This is a genomic window from Phycicoccus flavus, assembly GCF_004025965.2.
In the GTDB taxonomy this organism is placed as follows: domain Bacteria; phylum Actinomycetota; class Actinomycetes; order Actinomycetales; family Dermatophilaceae; genus Phycicoccus; species Phycicoccus flavus.
Genome location: NZ_SAYU02000031.1, coordinates 12,783 through 31,014 on the forward strand (window position 1 = coordinate 12,783; position 18,232 = coordinate 31,014).

Here is an 18,232-nt window from a genome sequence, read left to right on the forward strand (position 1 = left end):
CCGTCCGCTCCCGGGCCGCCACGGCGTGGTGGCGGGCGGGGTACGGGAGGACTCGCGACGATGGGGTCGTGACGCGGGTGACGGTGGTCGGCGGCGGAGTCGTCGGGCTCACCGCTGCCCTGGCGCTGGCCGGGGCCGGCCACCGCGTGTGGTGCGTGCGGGAGGTCCCCGCGGCCGGGACGGTCTCGGCGGTCGCCGGCGGGCTGTGGTTCCCCTACCACGTCGAGCCCCGCGACCGGGTGGTCGCCTGGGGGCTGGTCTCGCTGGCCCGCCTCACCGGGCTCGCGGCGGACCCGACGAGCGGGGTGGCGCTGCGGGACGGCCTGCTCGTCGAGCGGGCGGGTCCGGACCGGTGGTGGACCGAGGGGGTCACGGGGTGGCGGGACGCCCGGCCCGGCGAGCTGCCGGAGGGGGCGGCGTCCGGGGTCGTCGCCCGGCTGCCGCTGGTCTCCATGCCGGTCCACCTCGCCTGGCTCGAGCAGGCCTGCGTCGCCGCCGGGGTGGAGCTGGCGGACGGCCGGGTCGAGGACCTCGACGAGCTCGAGGACGACGTCGTCGTCCTGGCCACCGGGCTCGCGACGCCCCGGCTGCTGCCCGAGGTCGAGGTGTCCGCCGCCCGCGGGCAGGTGGCGTTGCTCGCGAACCCGGGCCTGGAGCGCTGGTTCGTCGACGCCGGCGCCGACGCCGGCCTCACCTACGTCCTGCCGCACCCGGGGTGGGTGGTGTGCGGCGGGACCGACGACCCGGGGGAGGACGAGGCGCCGGACCCGGACGTCCACGGGGAGATCGTGGCGCGCTGCCGTGCGGCGGTGCCCGCCCTGCGCGACGCGGAGGTCCTCGGGTCGCGGGTGGGCCTGCGGCCGGTGGCGCCGGCGGTCGACCTGCGGCTGCGCGAGGTGCGGGGCCGGGCGGTCGTCACCGACGTCGGCCACGGCGGTGCCGGTGTCACCCTGTCCTGGGGGTGCGCCGACGAGGTCGTCGCCCTCGTCGCCGGTCTCGGCTGACCGCGCCCGTGCGGTCCGGGCCCGCCCCGCCCGGCGGACGGCGGGCCGGGGTCAGAGGTCCGGGCGGCGGGAGGGGCGGCCGCGCAGCGCCTTGGTCTCGGCCCGCTGCTTCTTGGCCCGGATCCGTCGCTCGACCGACCCGCGCGTCGGCCGGGTCGCCCGGCGCTTCGGCGGCGGCGGGGCGAGCGCCTCGCGCAGCAGGGCCGCCATGCGCTCCCGGGCGGCGACCCGGTTGCGCCGCTGCTGCCGGTGCTCGGACGCGGCGACGACGAGCCGGCCGTCGACGAGCCGGGCCTCCAGGCTCCGCAGCACCCGGCGCCGCTGGGCCTCGGTGAGCCCGGGGACGGCGGCGACGTCCAGCTCCAGCTCGACCCGGCTGTCGGCGGTGTTGACGCCCTGCCCGCCGGGACCGGAGGAGCGGGAGAACCGCTCGACGAGCTCACCGGCCGGCACGACGAGCCCCGCCGGCACCCCGGGGCCGGGCGGCACGACGAGGTCCATCAGGGCGTCCCGGTGTCGTCCTCGGGCTCCGGCGGTGCCTGCGCGCCCTCGGCCTCGTCGCGCTCGGCCCACTCCAGCAGCGGCGAGATGTCGAACACGGCGTCGTCGATGCCGGCGTGCAGGTCCCCGAGCTCGGCGAACCGGGCGGGCATCGTCGCGATGGTGAAGTCGTCGGGCTCGGCGTCGTCGACCTCGTCCCACCGGATCGGGGCCGACACGGTGCCGATGTCGTTGCCGCGCACCGAGTACGCCGCCGCGATGGTGTGGTCGCGGGCGTTCTGGTTGTAGTCGACGAACACCGCCGCCGGGTCGCGGTCCTTGCGCCACCACGTCGTCGTCACGTCGTCGGGGAGCCGCCGCTCGACCTCGCGGGCGAAGGCCAGCGCGGCGCGCCGGACGTCGGCGAAGCCGTGCTCCGGGGCGATGCGGACGTAGACGTGCAGGCCGTGCCCGCCGCTGGTCTTCGGCCAGCCCGTGGCCCCGAGCTCGTCGAGCACCTCGTGCGCGACGTGGGCGGCGCGGCGGACCCGGGAGAACGGGGCCTTCGGCATCGGGTCGAGGTCGATGCGCCACTCGTCGGGCTTCTCGGTGTCGGACCGCCGGCTGTTCCAGGGGTGGAACTCGACGGTGCTCATCTGACAGGCCCACGCGACGTCGGCCGGCCGGGTGACGCACAGCTCGTCGGCGTGCAGGCCGTAGCGGGGGAAGTGCAGGCGCACGGTCTCGACCCACGGCGGGGCGCCGCGCGGGAGCCGCTTCTGGTGCACCTTGTCCCCGGCGATGCCGTCGGGGAAGCGGTGGAGCATGCACGGCCGCTCGCGCAGCGCGTTGACGATGCCGTCGCCCACCGACAGGTAGTAGCGGACGAGGTCGAGCTTGGTCTCGCCCCGGGCCGGGAAGTACACCCGGTCCGGGCTCGAGACCCGCACGTCGAACCCGTCGACGTCGAGGACCACGGGTTCCCCGAACTCACCCTTGCGCGAGGCCATGCCGCCACCGTAGGGCTCCGGGGGCCCGACGTGCCCGCGGACCGGCGGGAACGACGGCGCCGGTGTCGCCCCCGTGCGCCCCCGTCGCGGTGTCCCGGGGGCGACCGACCTTCGACAGGACCACGACCCGCGCCGGGCCGCCGGTCCCCTGCCCGCGCGACCCGTGGGACCCGCGGGACGTCTGTGACGTGCGGAAACGCTCTCACCGACCCTCGACGGGCGGGATTCGTCAAACCTTCGTAAAAGGTTCGACAGAGGTCTCGACAAACCCTGGACGAGTCCATACGGTCTGACTACCGACACACCACGTCAGTGAGGACAGAGGAGACCGTCGACATGAGCCGCCGCCGCCCCCGGTACACCCCCTTCACCCGTACCACCAACCCGCTGCAGTCGCAGGACTCGGCCCGCGCCTGGGTGCGTGCCGGTGCCGCCGCGTCCGTCGCGGGTGTCGCCGCCGCCGCCTTCGCCGTGCCGGCGCAGGCCGCCCCGGACACCGAGTGCATGCGCGCCGGCATCTCGACGCTGAAGAGCGCCGGGCTCCTGTCCTCGGTCGCCAAGAACGGCGTCGCCATCTCCGACGCCGTGGCGCTCGGGGTCACCGTCCGTGACGGCGCCGACATCAGCGGCGTCCCGGACCCGATCCCGTTCAACGTGCTCCTCGCCGACCACCGCGCCGGCGAGAACAGCCTGTTCGTCTACCCCTGGTGCGGCTGACCAGCCCCCAGCACCGCCGCGACGGCCGGGACCTCACGCGAGGTCCCGGCCGTCCCGCGTCCGCACCTGCGCCGGCGCGCCGCGGGACACCCCGGCACCTGTCCCGCCCTCCGGCGGACCGGACCGGGGACGCAGGCCGACCGCCGTGGCGCGGGGGTGAGGGCGTCGGTGCCGGGACGTAGGGTGGAGCGAGCATGAGCACCCTCTTCGACGGCCTCGACCTCGGCGGGTCCGGACGCCCCGGAGCCGCGGATCCCGCGACCCACGACAGCGCGCACGCCGCCCTCGTCAACGCCGCCGGCGTCCCCACCTGGGCGCAGGCCGCCGCGGAGGGCCGTGGTCCCGACGGGGGTCCGCTCGCCCCTCCTGGGCGGCTCGACGCCGATGCCCTCCTCGAGGGCCTGAACCCCCAGCAGCGCGAGGCCGTGCTCCACGAGGGGCCGCCACTTCTCATCGTCGCGGGGGCCGGGTCGGGCAAGACCCGGGTCCTCACCCACCGCATCGCCCACCTGCTCGCCGACCGCGGGGTGCAGCCGGGACAGGTGCTCGCCATCACCTTCACGAACAAGGCCGCCGCGGAGATGCGCGAGCGGGTGTCGGCGCTCGTCGGGCCGCGGGCCAGGGCGATGTGGGTCATGACCTTCCACAGCGCGTGCGTGCGGATCCTGCGCCGCGAGGCCGACAAGGTCGGGATGCGCTCTCAGTTCTCCATCTACGACGCCGCCGACAGCCAGCGGCTCATGTCGATGGTCCTGCGCGACATGGACCTCGACCCCAAGCGCTACAACCCGCGGGCCTTCGGGCACCAGGTGTCCAACCTCAAGAACGAGCTCGTGGACGAGGAGACCTACGCCCGCCGGGTGTCCGAGGAGGGCACCCACCAGGAGCAGGTGCTCGCCGAGGCCTACACCGAGTACCAGCGGCGGCTGCGCGCGGCGAACGCCCTGGACTTCGACGACCTCATCATGACGACGGTCCACATCTTCCAGGCCTTCCCCGACGTCGCCGAGCACTACCGCCGCCGGTTCCGGCAAGTCATGGTCGACGAGTACCAGGACACCAACCACGCGCAGTACCAGCTGGTCCGTGAGCTCGTCGGCACCGAGGAGGGCCGGGGCGAGCACGCCGTCGCCCCCAGCGAGCTCGTCGTCGTCGGGGACGCCGACCAGTCCATCTACGCCTTCCGCGGCGCGACGATCCGCAACATCGAGGAGTTCGAGGAGGACTACCCGCAGGCGCGGACCATCCTCCTCGAGCAGAACTACCGCTCGACCCAGACCATCCTCCAGGCGGCGAACTCGGTCATCGCCCGCAACGAGACCCGCCGCAAGAAGAACCTCTGGACCGCGAGCGGCGACGGCGAGCAGATCGTCGGGTACGTCGCCGACAACGAGCACGACGAGGCCGCCTTCGTCGCCCGCACCATCGACCGGCTCGGCGACGAGCACGGCACCCGCCCCGGCGACGTCGCCGTGTTCTACCGCACCAACGCCCAGTCCCGGGCGCTGGAGGAGGTCTTCGTACGGGTCGGGCTCCCGTACAAGGTGGTCGGCGGCACCCGGTTCTACGAGCGCCGGGAGGTCAAGGACGCCCTGGCCTACCTGCGGGTGCTGTCCAACCCGGCCGACACCGTCAACCTGCGGCGGATCCTCAACGTGCCCAAGCGCGGCATCGGCGACCGTGCCGAGGCCTGCGTCGCCGCCCTCGCCGAGCGCGAGCGCATCCCCTTCGTCGCGGCGCTCGGCCGACCCGAGGACGCGCCGGGCATCGCCACCCGCTCGGTGGCCGCCATCCGCGGGTTCACCGGCATCCTCGAGGACCTCGGGCGGGTCCGCGACGACGAGGACGCCGGCGTCTCCGACCTGTTGGAAGCCGTCCTCGACCGGTCCGGCTACCTCACCGAGCTCCGCGACAGCCGCGACCCCCAGGACGAGACCCGGGTCGAGAACCTCGCCGAGCTCGTCGCCGTCGCCCGCGAGTTCGACGACGCCCGGCGGGAGACCGGCGAGGTGCTGGCCCTCGAGGACTTCCTCGAGCAGGTCTCGCTCGTCGCCGACGCGGACGAGATCCCCGAGAACGCCGAGGCCGAGGCCCAGGGCGTCGTCACCCTCATGACGCTGCACACCGCGAAGGGCCTGGAGTTCCCGGTGGTCTTCCTCACCGGCATGGAGGACGGGACCTTCCCGCACCTGCGCAGCCTCGGCGACGCCAAGGAGCTCGAGGAGGAGCGGCGGCTCGCGTACGTCGGCATCACCCGGGCCCGCGAGCGACTGCACCTCTCCCGCGCCGCCGTCCGGTCGGCGTGGGGCGCACCGCAGTACAACCCACCGTCGCGGTTCCTCGACGAGATCCCCGACGCGCTCGTCCGCTGGGAGCGGGAGCTGTCCGGGGCGTCCGCCGTCGGCCGGCGCGACCAGCGACCCGCCGTCGCCACCCTCGCGGCCCGCCCCGGCGTGCGCTCGCCGGGCAACCGGCCCATCGTCCAGCTGTCCCCGGGCGACCGGGTCACCCACGACTCCTACGGGCTCGGCAGCGTCGTGCGGACGATGGGGGAGGGCGAGCGGACCCAGGCCGAGGTCGACTTCGGCGGCGAGCTCGGCGTCAAGCGCTTCGTCCTGCGCTACGCGCCGCTCGAGAAGCTCTGAGCCGACCGGGGACGGCCGTGGGGGACCGGGTCGCCGACACCTACCGCTACCTGCGGGTGGTCACGCCGCTGCCCGCGGTGTGGCTGCTGCTGGCCGTCGTCGCGCTGGCGCTCGTCCGCGGCGAGGTGCTGGAGTCGATCAGCGACTACTACACCGGCCCGCTGCGCGACGTGTTCGTCGGTGCGCTCATGGCCTGCGGACTCGGGATGGTCGTGTTCAAGGGCGAGTCGGGCCTGGAGGACACGGCGCTGGACGTCGCGGGGATCAACGCCGTCCTCGTCGCCCTCGTCCCGATCTCCTTCCAGGACGGGCTCGACGCCGCGCGCCTGGCCGAGGCCGCCGGGGCGCCGCTGCCGGTCTCGGCGGCCGACCTCGTCGGCAACCTGCGGCTGGCCCTGGCCACCCTGCTCGTGGTGCTCGTCCTCTACCTCGTCGCCGACCAGCTGCTCCTGCGCGGCCCGGGCCGGCGGTGGTCGGGCCGGCCCCCGCTGGCGCGCGCGCTGACCCTCGTCTCGTGGGGCACCCAGCTCGTCCTCGTCGCCGTCGTGGCGCTCGTCCTGTTCGGGGCGCAGGCGGTGCTCGGGCGGTCGCTGTTCACCGCCGTCCACGTCCTCGCGGCGACGCTGCTCGTCGTCAACCTGTCCTTCGCCGCGGCCAGCCACGCCATCCCGCACCGGCTGCGCGCGGCGGACGACGCCCCGCCGGACGGCGCCCGGACCCGGCGGGTGTTCGGCCTGCTCACGGCGTCGATGTGGGTGGGCCTGCTCGTCGGCGGGGTGCTCATCGTCGCCGGGGTGCCCTACGCGGTGCTCGTCACCGAGGTCGTCGAGGTCGTGCTGTTCCTCGGCTTCTGGTTCACCGCGACCCGTGAGGAGTGGCGCGGGCTCGTCCGCGCGCTCCGCCCGGGTTGAGCGGACGCCGGCCGGCCCGCCCCGGGAGGGTCAGCGCCGGACGGGCAGCCGGCGGCCGGGGGACGTCACCAGAGGCCGTGGGTCTGGAGCCACGGCACGGGGTCGACCGGGTTGTCGCCGACGGCGCTGGTCTGGATCTCGAAGTGCAGGTGCGAGCCGAAGGAGTGGCCGGTGTTGCCGACGAGGCCCACCTGGCTGCCCGGGAGCACCGTCTGGCCGGCGACGACGTCGATCCGGCTCATGTGGCCGTACCAGGAGACGCTGCCGTCCCAGTACTGGATCTCGACCTTGTAGCCGAACTCGCCCTCCCAGCCCGCCTGGGTGACGGTGCCCTGGGACATCGCGTACAGCGGGGTGCCGGTGGGGGCGGCGAGGTCGATGCCGTCGTGCTGCTTGCCCCAGCGCCAGCCGAACCCGGAGGTGAGGTTCCAGATGCCGACCGGCCGGACCCACTTCTTGGCCTGGCGCTCGGCCTCCCGCGCGGCGGCCCGCGCCTTGCGCTCGGCCTCGGCGCGGGCCTGGGCCTCGGCGGCGGCCTTGCGCTTCGCGGCGCGCGCGGCGCGCTGCTGCGCCTCGGCCCGGCCCTGGAGCGCGGCCGTCTGCATCGAGGCGTCCTGCCGGCGGACGGCGATGTCGGTGGACGCCGAGGTGTCCGCAGCCTCCTGCACCCGGGCCATCGCCGTCTGCTGCCCGGTGAGCGCGATGGTGCTCTCGGCCCCGGACTGCTGCGCCACGGTCGCCGCGCCGGTGGCGGTGACCACGAGGGCTGCGGCGGCCGTCGTGGGCAGCACGAAGCCGGCGCTGAGGGCGCGGGGCAGACGGGGGCCACGGGAGCCGTTGCGATGGCGTCCGGAGTAGTGGCGACCCTGGTAGGACCGGGAAGTCACGATGGGATGGACCTCGGGGTGGTGCGGGTGGGGCAGGGGTGCCTGGCGGGCTGGGCAACCGTAGCGTGACCATTCCGTGACCGAAAGCGGTTCGCTGAGAAGTGTCGCGGGCGCCCTGTGGGGTACACGCGCGCAATGGGGCGTTGACCTGCGCCGATGTCTCGACGTCGAGGCTTCGTCGAAGGTGAGGGAATTCTCAGGAAAGTCCGGAGAGTCTAGAGGTGTCCCGCCTGCTGGTCACTCGCGGGTGGACAGAGGGGTCACCCCGCGCCGGACGGTGGCCCCGCCGGCGTCGAGCTGGGCCAGGGCCACCGAGATGCCGTGGACGACCTCGCCGAGCATCGGCAGGGTGAGGTGGCCGGCCCCGTGCAGGCGGACGTTGCGTGCGCCGAGGTCCGGATGACGCAGGGCCGCCGAGCGCTGCGGGAGGATCGCGGTGTCGGCGTCGGACCAGTACGACACGAACCGGGTGCGGCAGCCCGGGGCCGGTCGCGCGAGCTCGCGCATGAGGCCGCTGCCGGGACGCATCTGGCGCATGAGCCGGGTCGGCAGCGAGTAGGCCGCCCACGTGCCCTCGTGCGGGGTGCCGAGCGTCACGAGGGTGTGCACCCGCACGTCGCCGCCGAGCCGGGTGACGTAGTAGCGGGCGATGAGCCCGCCGAGGCTGTGACCGATGACGTGGATCCGCTCGAAGCCGGTCTCGGCGGCGACCCGCTCGACCTCCTCGGCCAGCCGCAGCGCCGCGGACCGCACGTCGGTGGCGAGGGTCGGGTAGTTCATCGCGAAGACGTTCGTGAAACCGCGGCGGGTGAGCCCGTGGCGCAGGAGGGTGAAGATCGAGCGGTTGCTGACGATGCCGTGCACGAGGAGGATCGGCGTCCCCGCGGCCTCGACGTCGGACACGAGCAACCCGCGGCGCACGGGGGGCAGGTGCTCGAGCCGGTGGTCCGGACGCGCGGCCCGGCCGGCCCCCGCCACGAGACCGACGGGCCAGGTGGCGACGTGCGCGCCGAGCCACGCGGCCTCCACCGCGGCTCCCGCGAGCACCGCCGGGTCCGTGAGGGCTGCCGCCGCGTGCCGCACCGCCGCGAGCGGGCCCGTCGCGCCGGACGCTCCCGAGACGACCCCGCCACGAGCCGGTGGCAGGGGGTCCCGGGCGGCGCGCATGGCCATCGTCATCCCACGTGGCGACTCCCGGCGCAACCGCATCTCAGCAATCTGTGGGAGAACGTCAAGGATGCGCCCCGGACCGGTAAAGAGTTACGCCGCCCCGGTCAATTCTTCGCAATAAGCATTGCCCCGCGGCCGGAGGCGGGACCATGTTTCCGGTCGTGCCCGGACCCGGGCGTGGATCCACGAAGGAGATGACCGTCCCCGTGAGACGACTCACCACCGGCCTCGCCCTCGGCGCGGCCCTCGCGACCCTGGTCGGCGGCCTACCCGCCGCGACCGCGGTCGGCAGCGCCACGACCGCCGCCCCGTCCGCGAGCAGCCCCGGCGCCGACCACGCGGCCCTCGGCCTGGCCAGGGCCGAGAAGCTCGTGCCCCGGTCCACCGTCACCGACCCCGACGGCACGACGTGGGTGCGCTACGACCGCACCTGGAAGGGCCTGCGCGTCGTCGGGGGCGACCTCATCGTCGAGAAGGCCAAGGGCGGCAAGGTCGAGGGCGTGCACTACAACGCCGACCACAAGGCGGTCGGCGCCCGCACGACGACGCCGTCCGTCGCCAGGTCGACCGCGATCTCCCGCGGCGCGGCCCGCTCCAAGGCCACGGACAAGCGCTCCGACGCCGAGCTCGTCGTCTGGGCCGGCGAGGGAACCCCGACGCTGGCCTACGACGTCGTGACGACCGGCGTCAAGGCCGACCAGACCCCGAGCCGTCTGCACACCATCGTCGACGCCGAGCGCGGCGCGGTCGTCACGAGCTTCGACGAGATCGTCGAAGGCACCGGCAACTCGATGTACTCCGGGAAGGTCACGCTCAACACCGTCCAGAGCGGCTCCACCTGGCAGCTCAAGGACAGCCGCGGCAACTACACGACCGACCTCGGCGGCGGCACCTCCGGCAACGGCACCCTCTTCACCGACGCCGACAACATCTGGGGCAACGGCTCGTCCACGAGCCGGCAGACCGCCGGTGTCGACGCGCAGTACGGCGCCGAGCGGACCTACGCCTACTACAACAACGTCCTCGGCCGGGCCGGCATCTGGAACAACGGCACGGGCGCCCGCAGCCGGGTCCACTACGGCAACGCCTACGTCAACGCCTTCTGGGACGGCACCCAGATGACCTACGGCGACGGCAGCGGCAACACCCACCCGCTGACCTCGCTCGACGTCGCCGCGCACGAGATGAGCCACGGCGTCACGGAGAACACCGCCGGCCTGCAGTACTCCGGCGACGCGGGCGGCCTCAACGAGGCGACCTCGGACATCTTCGGCACCGCCGTCGAGTTCTACTCCAGCAACTCGGCCGACGTCGGCGACTACCTCATCGGCGAGAAGATCGACATCAACGGCAACGGCACCCCGCTGCGCTACATGGACAAGCCGTCCAAGGACGGGCGCAGCCAGGACTGCTGGACCACCGGGACCAAGAACCTCGACCCGCACTACTCCTCCGGCCCGCTGAACCACTGGTTCTACCTGGCCTCCGAGGGCAGCGGCGCCAAGACGGTCAACGGTGTCTCGTACAACAGCCCGACGTGCAACGGCACCTCCTTCCCCGGCACCGGCCGCTCGGCCGTCGAGAAGATCTGGTACCGCACGCTGTCGACGAAGCTCACCTCGACGAGCACCTACGCCGCGGCCCGCAACGGCGCCATCACCTCGGCCGTCGAGCTCTACGGCAGCGGGTCGGCCCAGTGCACCGCCGTCGAGAAGGCGTTCTCGGCCATCAGCGTCCCGGCCGGCTCGGCGACCTGCGGGGGCAGCACCCCGCCGCCGCCCACCGGGGGGAGCCAGCTGCTCGGCAACCCGGGCTTCGAGTCCGGGGCGACGGTCTGGACCGGCTCCGCGGGCCCGATCACGAACAACACCGGCCGCCCGGCCCGCTCGGGCAGCTGGAAGATGTGGCTCGGCGGCAACGGCTCGACGACGACCGAGAGCGAGCAGCAGACGGTGACCATCCCGTCCGGCGCGAGCTCGGCGACGCTGTCGTTCTACGTGCGCATCGACACCTCGGAGTCCACGACGAGCACCGCCTACGACAAGATGCAGCCGCAGCTCGTCGTCGGGGGTGCCACCACGGCCCTCGCCACGTACTCCAACCTCGACGCGACGGGCTCGTACGTCAAGAAGTCCTTCGACCTCTCGGCGTACAAGGGCCAGTCCGTCACGGTGAAGTTCGTCATGAACGAGGACTCGGTCTACCAGACCTCCTTCGTCGTCGACGACACCGCGCTCACGGTCTCGTGAGCCCGGGGTGGTTGGGGGGGGGGCCCCCCCCCCCCCCCCCCCACCCCCCTCCCGCCGCCCGCCGGTCGGCCCGCGGCGCCCACCCCCCGCGTGCGTCCTCGCACGCCGCGCCGGCCGCGCCTCCGCGGCCCGGTGCCCACACCCCAGGAGAGAGCCCTCCATGTCCCACCGCATCCTCACCGGAACCGCCGTGACCGTCGCCGTGGCCGCCGCCCTGGCCGGCGGTGTCGCCCCCGGCGCCTCGGCCGGGTCCGACCCCTCCCCCCGCGCCGACGAGCAGCGCGCCGCCGGCGCCACCGCGCGCGCCCTCGGCCTGGGCGCCGACCAGTCCCTGACGGTCCGCAGCGTCGTCACGGACGCCGACGGCACCCGGCACGTCCACTACGACCGCACCCTCGACGGGATGCCGGTCGTCGGCGGTGACCTCGTCCTCGCCAAGCGCCCCGACGGCTCGGTCGGCGACCAGCACTGGGCCGCGGCCAAGGACGTCGCCCCGGCCGCCGAGCGCGCCACGCTCGCCCGCTCGGTCGCCGAGGCCACCGCCCGCTCGGGCGCCGGCTACCGCGTCGAGAGGACCTCCAGCGACCTCGTCGTCTACGCCGCCCAGGGCGCCCCGCGCCTCGCCTGGCAGGTGACGACCGAGGGCGTGCGCGCCAGCCAGACCCCGAGCCGGCTGAAGACCTGGGTCGACGCCCGCAGCGGCACGGTGCTCGGCTCGGCCGAGACGATCGTCGAGGGCACCGGCAACACCCAGTACTCGGGCACGGTCACGCTCAGCACGATCACCGGTACCGGCGGTTACCGGCTGCGCGACACCGTCGGCAACCACACGACCGACCTGAACGGCGCGACGTCCGGCACCGGCACCGAGTTCACCGACGCCGACGACGTCTGGGGCAACGGCACCACCTCCAGCCGCCAGACCGCGGGCGCCGACGCCCAGTGGGGCGCCCAGGAGACCTACGCCTACTACAACGACGTCCAGGGCCGGAAGGGCATCTGGGACACCGGGGTCGGCGCGCGCAGCCGCGTCCACTACGGCAACGCGTACAACAACGCGTTCTGGGACGGCACCCAGATGACCTACGGCGACGGTGCGGGCAACGCCAAGCCGCTGACCTCCATCGACGTCGCCGGCCACGAGATGAGCCACGGCGTCACCGAGAACACCGCGGGCCTGAACTACCGCGGCGAGTCCGGCGGTCTCAACGAGGCGACCTCGGACATCTTCGGCACCGCCGTCGAGTTCCACGCGGGCTCCGCGGCCGACCCGGGCGACTACCTCATCGGCGAGAAGATCGACATCAACGGCAACGGCACCCCGCTGCGCTACATGGACCGGCCGAGCAGGGACGGCCGCAGCGCCGACTGCTGGAGCAAGCAGGTCGGCCGGCTCGACGTCCACTACTCCTCGGGCCCGCTCAACCACTGGTTCTACCTCGTGTCCGAGGGCAGCGGCGCCAAGACGGTGAACGGCGTCGCCTACAACAGCCCCACGTGCAACGGCTCGTCGATGAGCGGCGTCGGGCACTCGGTGGCCGAGAAGGTCTGGTACCGGACGCTGAGCACCAAGCTCGTGTCGACGAGCACCTACAAGTCCGCCCGGGACGGCGCCATCGCCTCGGCCAAGGAGCTGTACGGCACCGGCAGCGCCGAGTGCGCCGCCGTCCGGAACGGCTTCGACGCCATCGCGGTCCCCGCGGGCACGCAGACCTGCACCACCTGAGGTCACGCCTCCGGGGCCCAGGCCCGCAGGAGGGGCGAGGGCGCGTCACCGGTCACCGGTGGCGCGCCCTCGGCGTGTGCCGGCCGGGCGCCCTCCGGGGGCTGTCCGGTCCCGGTGGGGCGGCCCGGGGGATCGCGGATCGGGCCACCGGTGGGCGGCCCGGACCGACCGCTCGCGGGTGCGATCCCTCCCTCGTCCGCCTCCGGTGACGACCCGCACACCGGACGCCGATAGTGTGCGGAGCAGCCCACCTTTCGCCGACAGTGAGGACGGATCGCCTCGTGGACCTCTTCGAGTACCAGGCCCGTGACATGTTCGAGAAGCACGGGGTGCCCGTGCTCGCCGGGGCCGTCGCGACGACCCCCGAGGAGGCGAAGGAGGCCGCCGAGCGGGTGGGGACGGCCAGCGGTGGGGTCACCGTCGTCAAGGCCCAGGTGAAGACCGGGGGCCGCGGCAAGGCCGGCGGCGTCAAGGTCGCGAAGACCGCCGACGAGGCGCAGGAGCACGCCCGGGCGATCCTCGGCATGGACATCAAGGGCCACACCGTCCACCGCGTCATGGTGGCCCAGGGCGCGCAGATCGCCGAGGAGTACTACTTCTCGATCCTCCTGGACCGCGCCGAGCGCCGCTACCTCGCGATGTGCAGCGTCGAGGGCGGGGTGGAGATCGAGCAGCTGGCCGTCGAGCGGCCCGAGGCACTCGCCCGTGTCGCCGTCGACCCGAACACCGGCATCGACGACGCCAAGGCCCGCGAGATCGTCGAGGCCGCCGGCTTCGACGCCGACACCGCCGCCAAGGTCGAGCCGGTCATCAAGTCCCTCTGGACGGCCTACCAGGAGGAGGACGCGACGCTCGTCGAGGTCAACCCGCTGGTGAAGACCGAGGCCGGCGACATCGTGGCCCTCGACGGCAAGGTCTCCCTCGACGCCAACGCCGACTTCCGCCACCAGGACCACGGGGCCCTCGAGGACACCGCCGCCACCGACCCGCTGGAGGCCAAGGCCAAGGAGAAGGGCCTCAACTACGTCAAGCTCGACGGCTCGGTCGGCATCATCGGCAACGGCGCCGGCCTCGTCATGAGCACCCTCGACGTCGTCGCGTACGCCGGCGAGGAGTTCGGCGGCCAGAAGCCCGCGAACTTCCTCGACATCGGCGGCGGCGCCTCGGCCGAGGTCATGGCCGACGGGCTCGACGTCATCCTCAACGACCCGCAGGTCAAGTCGGTGTTCGTCAACGTCTTCGGCGGCATCACCGCCTGCGACGCGGTCGCCAACGGCATCGTCGGCGCGCTGGACACCCTCGGTGACGAGGCGAGCAAGCCGCTCGTCGTGCGGCTCGACGGCAACAACGTCGAGGAGGGCCGGCGGATCCTCGCCGAGCGGGACCACCCCCTCGTCACCGTCGAGGCGACAATGGACGGCGCCGCGCGCCGGGCCGCCGAGCTGGCCTCCCAGAACTGACCGACGACAGCGACGAGAGAGCAGGAACGACACCCATGGCCATCTTCCTCACCGCGGACTCCAAGGTCATCGTCCAGGGCATGACCGGTTCCGAGGGCATGAAGCACACCCAGCGGATGCTCCGCTCGGGCACCGCCGTCGTCGGCGGGGTCAACCCGCGCAAGGCGGGCACCGAGGTCGAGTTCGAGGACGGCGTCACCGTCCCCGTCTTCGGCAGCGTCTCCGAGGCGATGGAGGCGACCGGCGCCGACGTCTCGGTCGTCTTCGTCCCGGCCGCGTTCACCAAGGCCGCCGCCATGGAGGCGATCGACGCGGGCATCCCCCTCTGCGTCGTCATCACCGAGGGCGTCGCCGTCAAGGACACCGCCGAGTTCTACAACTACGCGAAGGACAAGGGCGGCACCCGGATCGTCGGCCCGAACTGTCCGGGCCTCATCAGCCCCGGCGCCTCGAACGCCGGCATCATCCCCGCCGACATCGCCGAGGGCGGGCGCATCGGCCTGGTCTCGAAGTCCGGCACGCTGACCTACCAGATGATGTACGAGCTGCGGGACTTCGGCTTCTCCTCCGCCGTCGGCATCGGCGGCGACCCGGTCATCGGGACGACGCACATCGACTGTCTCGAGGCCTTCCAGAACGACCCCGACACCGACGCCATCGTCATGATCGGCGAGATCGGCGGCGACGCCGAGGAGCGCGCCGCCGCCTACATCAAGGACCACGTGACCAAGCCGGTCGTCGGCTACGTCGCCGGGTTCACCGCCCCGGAGGGCAAGACGATGGGCCACGCCGGCGCCATCGTGTCCGGCTCGTCGGGCACGGCGGCCGCGAAGAAGGAGGCCCTCGAGGCCGCCGGAGTCAAGGTCGGCAAGACCCCGTCCGAGACCGCCGACCTCATGCGCGAGATCATGCGCTCCCTCTCCTCCTCCTGACCCCCACCCCGGCGGACATTTCGGGGTGACCCCGAAATGTCCTCCGGACCCCGGTTCGTAAGGGGGGGTCCGGAGGACGTTCCGGGGTGTCGGGCGTCCGTGTGGGCGCCCGCTCGTCGGCGGTCAGTCCCCGTTGACCATCACCAGCCAGGTGCCGTCGCCGGCGATCAGCACCCGGTAGCCCGGGTACGTGCCTTCGGCCTTGGCGGTCTCGAGGCTGCGCTCGTCCAGGAGCCCGAGGTCGACCAGGCGCTGCCACTCCGCGTCGGTGCGCGGGGTCCGCGGCCACTCCGTGCCGAACTCGTTCTGCTCGGACGGCATGGCCAGGACGAGGGTGAGGGCGCGGTAGCGCGCTTCGCTCCCCGGCAGCGCGAAGGCGTCCGTCACCGGGCCGCCGGAGTGGTCGAGCACGGTGTCGTCCCGCGTCGCCAGTTCGGTCAGCCCGCGTGCGTCGCAGGCCACGGCGAGGTCCATGAGACGGCGCGCCGTCGCGAGGGCGGCGGCCGTCGCGTCGCCGGCGACCACGTCACCGCGGACGGCCCCGCACTCCGGCGGGACGACCGGCGCAGGGGGCGCCGTGACCGACGGCTGCGGCTCCGGCTCCGGCGGGGCCACGACCACGGCGGTCGGGGTCGGGGACGGCGTGGGTGTCGCCGGCGCGGTCGGCGTCGGCCTCGGGCGCTTGGTCGCGCGCCGTGTCGGGGTGGACGTGGCCGTCACGCTGGGGCTCGGCGTGGCGCTCGTGGGCACCGGTGCCGTCGACGTCCCGGCCGGGACCGGCTCGAGGGCCTCGGGGCGCCCGAGGTTCAGGAACCCGAGGGCGGCGACGGCGAGGACGACGGCCGCGGTGGCCAGCGTCGTCCACAGCATGCGGCGCCGCCGCGCGGCGCCGCCGGAGGCTCGCACGTCCTCGGGCTGCGACAGGTCGAGGGACTCGACGTCCCGGGCGAGGGTCATGAGGGCGTCGCGGACGAGCATGTCGTCGCGGTTCAGAGGCTCATCGGCCATGGCGGGTCTCCTTCCCGTGCAGGTCACGGGGTCCGGGGTCTTCGAGGTGGTCGTCGTCGGGCCGTAGCAGTGCGGCGAGCTGCGCCCGGCCGCGGTGCAGCCGGGCCTTGACGGTGCCGACCGGGGTGTCGGTCTCGGCGGCGATCTGCTCGACGCCGAGGTCCGCGAGGTAGTGCAGCGCGAGGGCCTCCCGGGTGGGTGCGCCCAGCCGGGAGAGCGCCTCGAGGACGGCCACCCGGTCCGGGGACGGTCCGGGGGTGTGCCGGGCCGCCCCGTGCCGGGTGTAGGCCCGGTCCTGCGCCTTGCCGCGGCGCCACTGGCTCACCGCCAGCCGCCGGGCCACCGTGCGCACCCACGCCAGCGGGTCCTGCGCGCCGGAGACCGTCGGCCAGTCCCGCCAGGCCCGGGCGTAGGCCTCCTGCGTGCTGTCCTGGGCCAGGGTCAGGTCCCCCGTCGTGGCATACACGAGATGGACCACCCGTTCCACCGTCGCCCGGTAGAAGGCGTCGAAGTCCCTCGCTGCGTCATCGTCCATGTCCCCTCCGTCTCGTCGTCTCACGATGCCGGACGCACACCACCCCCGCCGGGGTTGCGTCGGTTCCGCGACCGGTCCGGGACCTCAGAAGGTGAAGTACGGGAAGCCCGAGAACTCGGACCGGCCGGGCTCGAGCACGACCAGCGTGTCGGCGCCGGCGCTGGGGTCGAGGTAGGACGAGGACATCCCGAGCTGCAGCCGCGTCCCGTTCTCGAAGGTGAGCCGGTAGACCGTCGAGGAGGCGTCCGGTGCCACCCGGTCCGGGAACTCCCGCTGAAAGGCGGCGACCGGGTCGCCGACGCCGAGGCCGTGGAGCCGGGCGGTGGTCGGCGGTAACAAGACGTCGAGGACCCCGGCCCCGGACGTGCCCCGGCGCTCGGAGTCGATGAGGCCGATGATCCCGGAGCCGGCGCCCTGCTGGGTGATCTGCGAGTCCGCGCCGTCCTGCACGAGGGCGTCGACACGCACCTGGCCGTCGACGAATCTCCGCTGCTCGATCCGGACGCTGCCGTCGGGGTAGTCGCGGCGGATCGTCGCGCGCACCTGGGCGGGGGTCATCCCCACCCGGAACGGGCCGACCGAGCCGTCCTCGCCGATGACGTCGGTGTCCGTCGTCGTGGGGGTCCGGCGGGGCGAGGCGGAGGAGGACGGGCCGGGCAGCGAGGTGCGCGACGCGGTCGCGCTGACGGTCGGGCCCGGGGTCGCGGGGGAGGGGTCCGGTGCGTCGCCGCCGCGGAGCAGGCCGTACCCCAGCCCGCCGAGCACCAGGACGAGCACGGCGGCGACGAGTGCGCGCCCGCGGGTCCGGCCCCTGCGCCGCCGGTCGCCGACCGCGCGGACGGCCGAGGGCCGGTCGAGCACGGCGGAGTCGGCCTCGGCAAGGGTGTCGGTCAGGGCGTCGCGCAGGGCGTCGTCGTGGGCGCGGGTCCACCCCTGGTCAACGGATGCCACGGGATCCCTCCTCGCGCGTCGGGTCGTCAGTGCGTCGGTCGGTGAGGTCGGGTCGGTCTGTGGCCAGCAGGGGCCTGAGCCGCTGCCGGCCGCGGTGCAGCCGCGCCTTGACGGTGCCGACGGGCGAGCCGGTCTCCTCGGCGATGCGGTCGACCGACAGGTCGCCGACGTAGAAGAGGACCATCGCCTCGCGGATCTCGTCCGGCAGGGCCCGCAGGGCGGCGACGACAGCGACGTGGTCGGCGCCCGGCTCGCCGGCCGGCCCGGCACCCGCCTCGGGCACGGCCACCTGGCGGTGGGCCTCGGTCCGGTTGCGGGCGCGCCGCCACTCGCTGACCGCCGCGCGCCGGGCCACCGTGCGGACCCAGGACAGCGGGTCGGTGTAGGTGCGCACGCGCCCCCAGTCCGCCCAGGCGCGCGCGTACGCCTCCTGGGTGCTCTCCTGCGCGAGCGCCAGGTCGCCCGTCGTCGCGTGCACCAGCCGGACGACGCGGTGCGCCGTGCCGCGGTAGAACGCGTCGAACTCCCGCGTGCGGTCCTCCCCCAC

At 74.0% G+C, this 18,232-nt stretch carries 16 protein-coding genes; 8 read left to right on the top strand and 8 right to left on the bottom strand.

Annotated features, from left to right (window positions below; translation table 11 throughout):
- Positions 1–68: 68 nt before the first annotated feature.
- Positions 69–1,004, top strand: a complete 936-nt coding sequence (locus EPD83_RS10695; protein ID WP_205859496.1) for an FAD-dependent oxidoreductase — start codon at positions 69–71, stop codon at positions 1,002–1,004.
- 51 nt (positions 1,005–1,055) lie between these two features.
- Here EPD83_RS10695 and arfB read toward each other — a convergent pair whose 3' ends face one another.
- Positions 1,056–1,505, bottom strand: coding sequence for an alternative ribosome rescue aminoacyl-tRNA hydrolase ArfB (gene arfB, locus EPD83_RS10700; RefSeq protein WP_128365701.1), 450 nt, complete (start codon positions 1,503–1,505; stop codon positions 1,056–1,058).
- Positions 1,505–2,494: a non-homologous end-joining DNA ligase gene (gene ligD / locus EPD83_RS10705; RefSeq protein WP_128365702.1), complete on the bottom strand. Its 990-nt coding sequence runs from the start codon at positions 2,492–2,494 to the stop codon at positions 1,505–1,507. The genes arfB and ligD overlap by 1 nt, the downstream gene beginning before the upstream one ends.
- A 336-nt stretch (positions 2,495–2,830) precedes the next feature.
- On the opposite strand from ligD, the gene EPD83_RS10710 reads away from it, so the two are divergent.
- From EPD83_RS10710 to EPD83_RS10720, 3 genes are all read left to right on the top strand, one after another.
- Positions 2,831–3,211, top strand: a complete 381-nt coding sequence (locus EPD83_RS10710) for a hypothetical protein (RefSeq protein WP_128365703.1) — start codon at positions 2,831–2,833, stop codon at positions 3,209–3,211.
- Positions 3,212–3,405: 194 nt separating this feature from the next.
- Positions 3,406–5,856: a DNA helicase PcrA gene (pcrA, locus tag EPD83_RS10715; RefSeq protein ID WP_165566572.1), complete on the top strand. Its 2,451-nt coding sequence runs from the start codon at positions 3,406–3,408 to the stop codon at positions 5,854–5,856.
- Positions 5,857–5,873: 17 nt separating this feature from the next.
- Positions 5,874–6,767, top strand: coding sequence for a hypothetical protein (locus EPD83_RS10720; protein WP_128367325.1), 894 nt, complete (start codon positions 5,874–5,876; stop codon positions 6,765–6,767).
- Positions 6,768–6,832: 65 nt separating this feature from the next.
- Here the strand turns inward: EPD83_RS10720 and EPD83_RS10725 are convergent, their stop codons facing one another.
- A complete protein-coding gene (locus tag EPD83_RS10725; RefSeq protein ID WP_128367324.1) occupies positions 6,833–7,654 on the bottom strand; it encodes a M23 family metallopeptidase in 822 nt (273 codons plus the stop codon).
- A gap of 237 nt (positions 7,655–7,891) precedes the next feature.
- Positions 7,892–8,821 carry an esterase/lipase family protein gene (locus EPD83_RS10730; protein ID WP_165566573.1) on the bottom strand — a complete coding sequence of 310 codons (930 nt, stop codon included), beginning with the start codon at positions 8,819–8,821 and terminating at the stop codon, positions 7,892–7,894.
- 209 nt (positions 8,822–9,030) lie between these two features.
- Between EPD83_RS10730 and EPD83_RS10735 the strand changes: the two genes are divergently transcribed.
- From EPD83_RS10735 to sucD, 4 genes are all read left to right on the top strand, one after another.
- A complete protein-coding gene (locus EPD83_RS10735) occupies positions 9,031–11,073 on the top strand; it encodes a M4 family metallopeptidase (protein ID WP_235950507.1) in 2,043 nt (680 codons plus the stop codon).
- A 160-nt stretch (positions 11,074–11,233) separates the two neighbouring features.
- On the top strand, positions 11,234–12,799 hold the full coding sequence (locus tag EPD83_RS10740; RefSeq protein ID WP_165566574.1) for a M4 family metallopeptidase: 1,566 nt from the start codon (positions 11,234–11,236) through the stop codon (positions 12,797–12,799).
- Positions 12,800–13,080: 281 nt separating this feature from the next.
- The gene (gene sucC / locus EPD83_RS10745) at positions 13,081–14,259 is read left to right on the top strand and encodes an ADP-forming succinate--CoA ligase subunit beta (protein ID WP_165566575.1); all 1,179 of its coding nucleotides are present in this window, start codon (positions 13,081–13,083) and stop codon (positions 14,257–14,259) included.
- A gap of 35 nt (positions 14,260–14,294) precedes the next feature.
- Positions 14,295–15,191 (top strand): succinate--CoA ligase subunit alpha, encoded by an 897-nt coding sequence (gene sucD / locus EPD83_RS10750; protein ID WP_128367858.1) that lies wholly within the window; start codon positions 14,295–14,297, stop codon positions 15,189–15,191.
- A gap of 123 nt (positions 15,192–15,314) precedes the next feature.
- Here the strand turns inward: sucD and EPD83_RS10755 are convergent, their stop codons facing one another.
- The 4 genes from EPD83_RS10755 to EPD83_RS10770 all read right to left on the bottom strand — a co-directional run bounded on the left by EPD83_RS10755 (position 15,315) and on the right by EPD83_RS10770 (position 18,232).
- Positions 15,315–16,199, bottom strand: a complete 885-nt coding sequence (locus tag EPD83_RS10755; protein WP_165566576.1) for a hypothetical protein — start codon at positions 16,197–16,199, stop codon at positions 15,315–15,317.
- Positions 16,189–16,734, bottom strand: a complete 546-nt coding sequence (locus tag EPD83_RS10760; RefSeq protein ID WP_128368274.1) for an RNA polymerase sigma factor — start codon at positions 16,732–16,734, stop codon at positions 16,189–16,191. Before EPD83_RS10760 ends, EPD83_RS10755 begins: the two co-directional genes overlap by 11 nt.
- A gap of 84 nt (positions 16,735–16,818) precedes the next feature.
- Positions 16,819–17,685: a hypothetical protein gene (locus EPD83_RS10765; protein WP_164896747.1), complete on the bottom strand. Its 867-nt coding sequence runs from the start codon at positions 17,683–17,685 to the stop codon at positions 16,819–16,821.
- On the bottom strand, positions 17,672–18,232 hold the full coding sequence (locus EPD83_RS10770; RefSeq protein WP_235950509.1) for a SigE family RNA polymerase sigma factor: 561 nt from the start codon (positions 18,230–18,232) through the stop codon (positions 17,672–17,674). The genes EPD83_RS10765 and EPD83_RS10770 overlap by 14 nt, the downstream gene beginning before the upstream one ends.

Coding starts and splice junctions, on each gene's coding strand:
- arfB (WP_128365701.1), bottom strand. CDS start 1,505: ATGGACCTCGTCGTGCCGCCCGGCCCCGGGGTGCCGGCGGGGCTCGTC.
- ligD (WP_128365702.1), bottom strand. CDS start 2,494: ATGGCCTCGCGCAAGGGTGAGTTCGGGGAACCCGTGGTCCTCGACGTC.
- EPD83_RS10710 (WP_128365703.1), top strand. CDS start 2,831: ATGAGCCGCCGCCGCCCCCGGTACACCCCCTTCACCCGTACCACCAAC.
- pcrA (WP_165566572.1), top strand. CDS start 3,406: ATGAGCACCCTCTTCGACGGCCTCGACCTCGGCGGGTCCGGACGCCCC.
- EPD83_RS10730 (WP_165566573.1), bottom strand. CDS start 8,821: ATGCGCGCCGCCCGGGACCCCCTGCCACCGGCTCGTGGCGGGGTCGTC.
- EPD83_RS10740 (WP_165566574.1), top strand. CDS start 11,234: ATGTCCCACCGCATCCTCACCGGAACCGCCGTGACCGTCGCCGTGGCC.
- sucD (WP_128367858.1), top strand. CDS start 14,295: ATGGCCATCTTCCTCACCGCGGACTCCAAGGTCATCGTCCAGGGCATG.
- EPD83_RS10755 (WP_165566576.1), bottom strand. CDS start 16,199: ATGGCCGATGAGCCTCTGAACCGCGACGACATGCTCGTCCGCGACGCC.
- EPD83_RS10760 (WP_128368274.1), bottom strand. CDS start 16,734: ATGGACGATGACGCAGCGAGGGACTTCGACGCCTTCTACCGGGCGACG.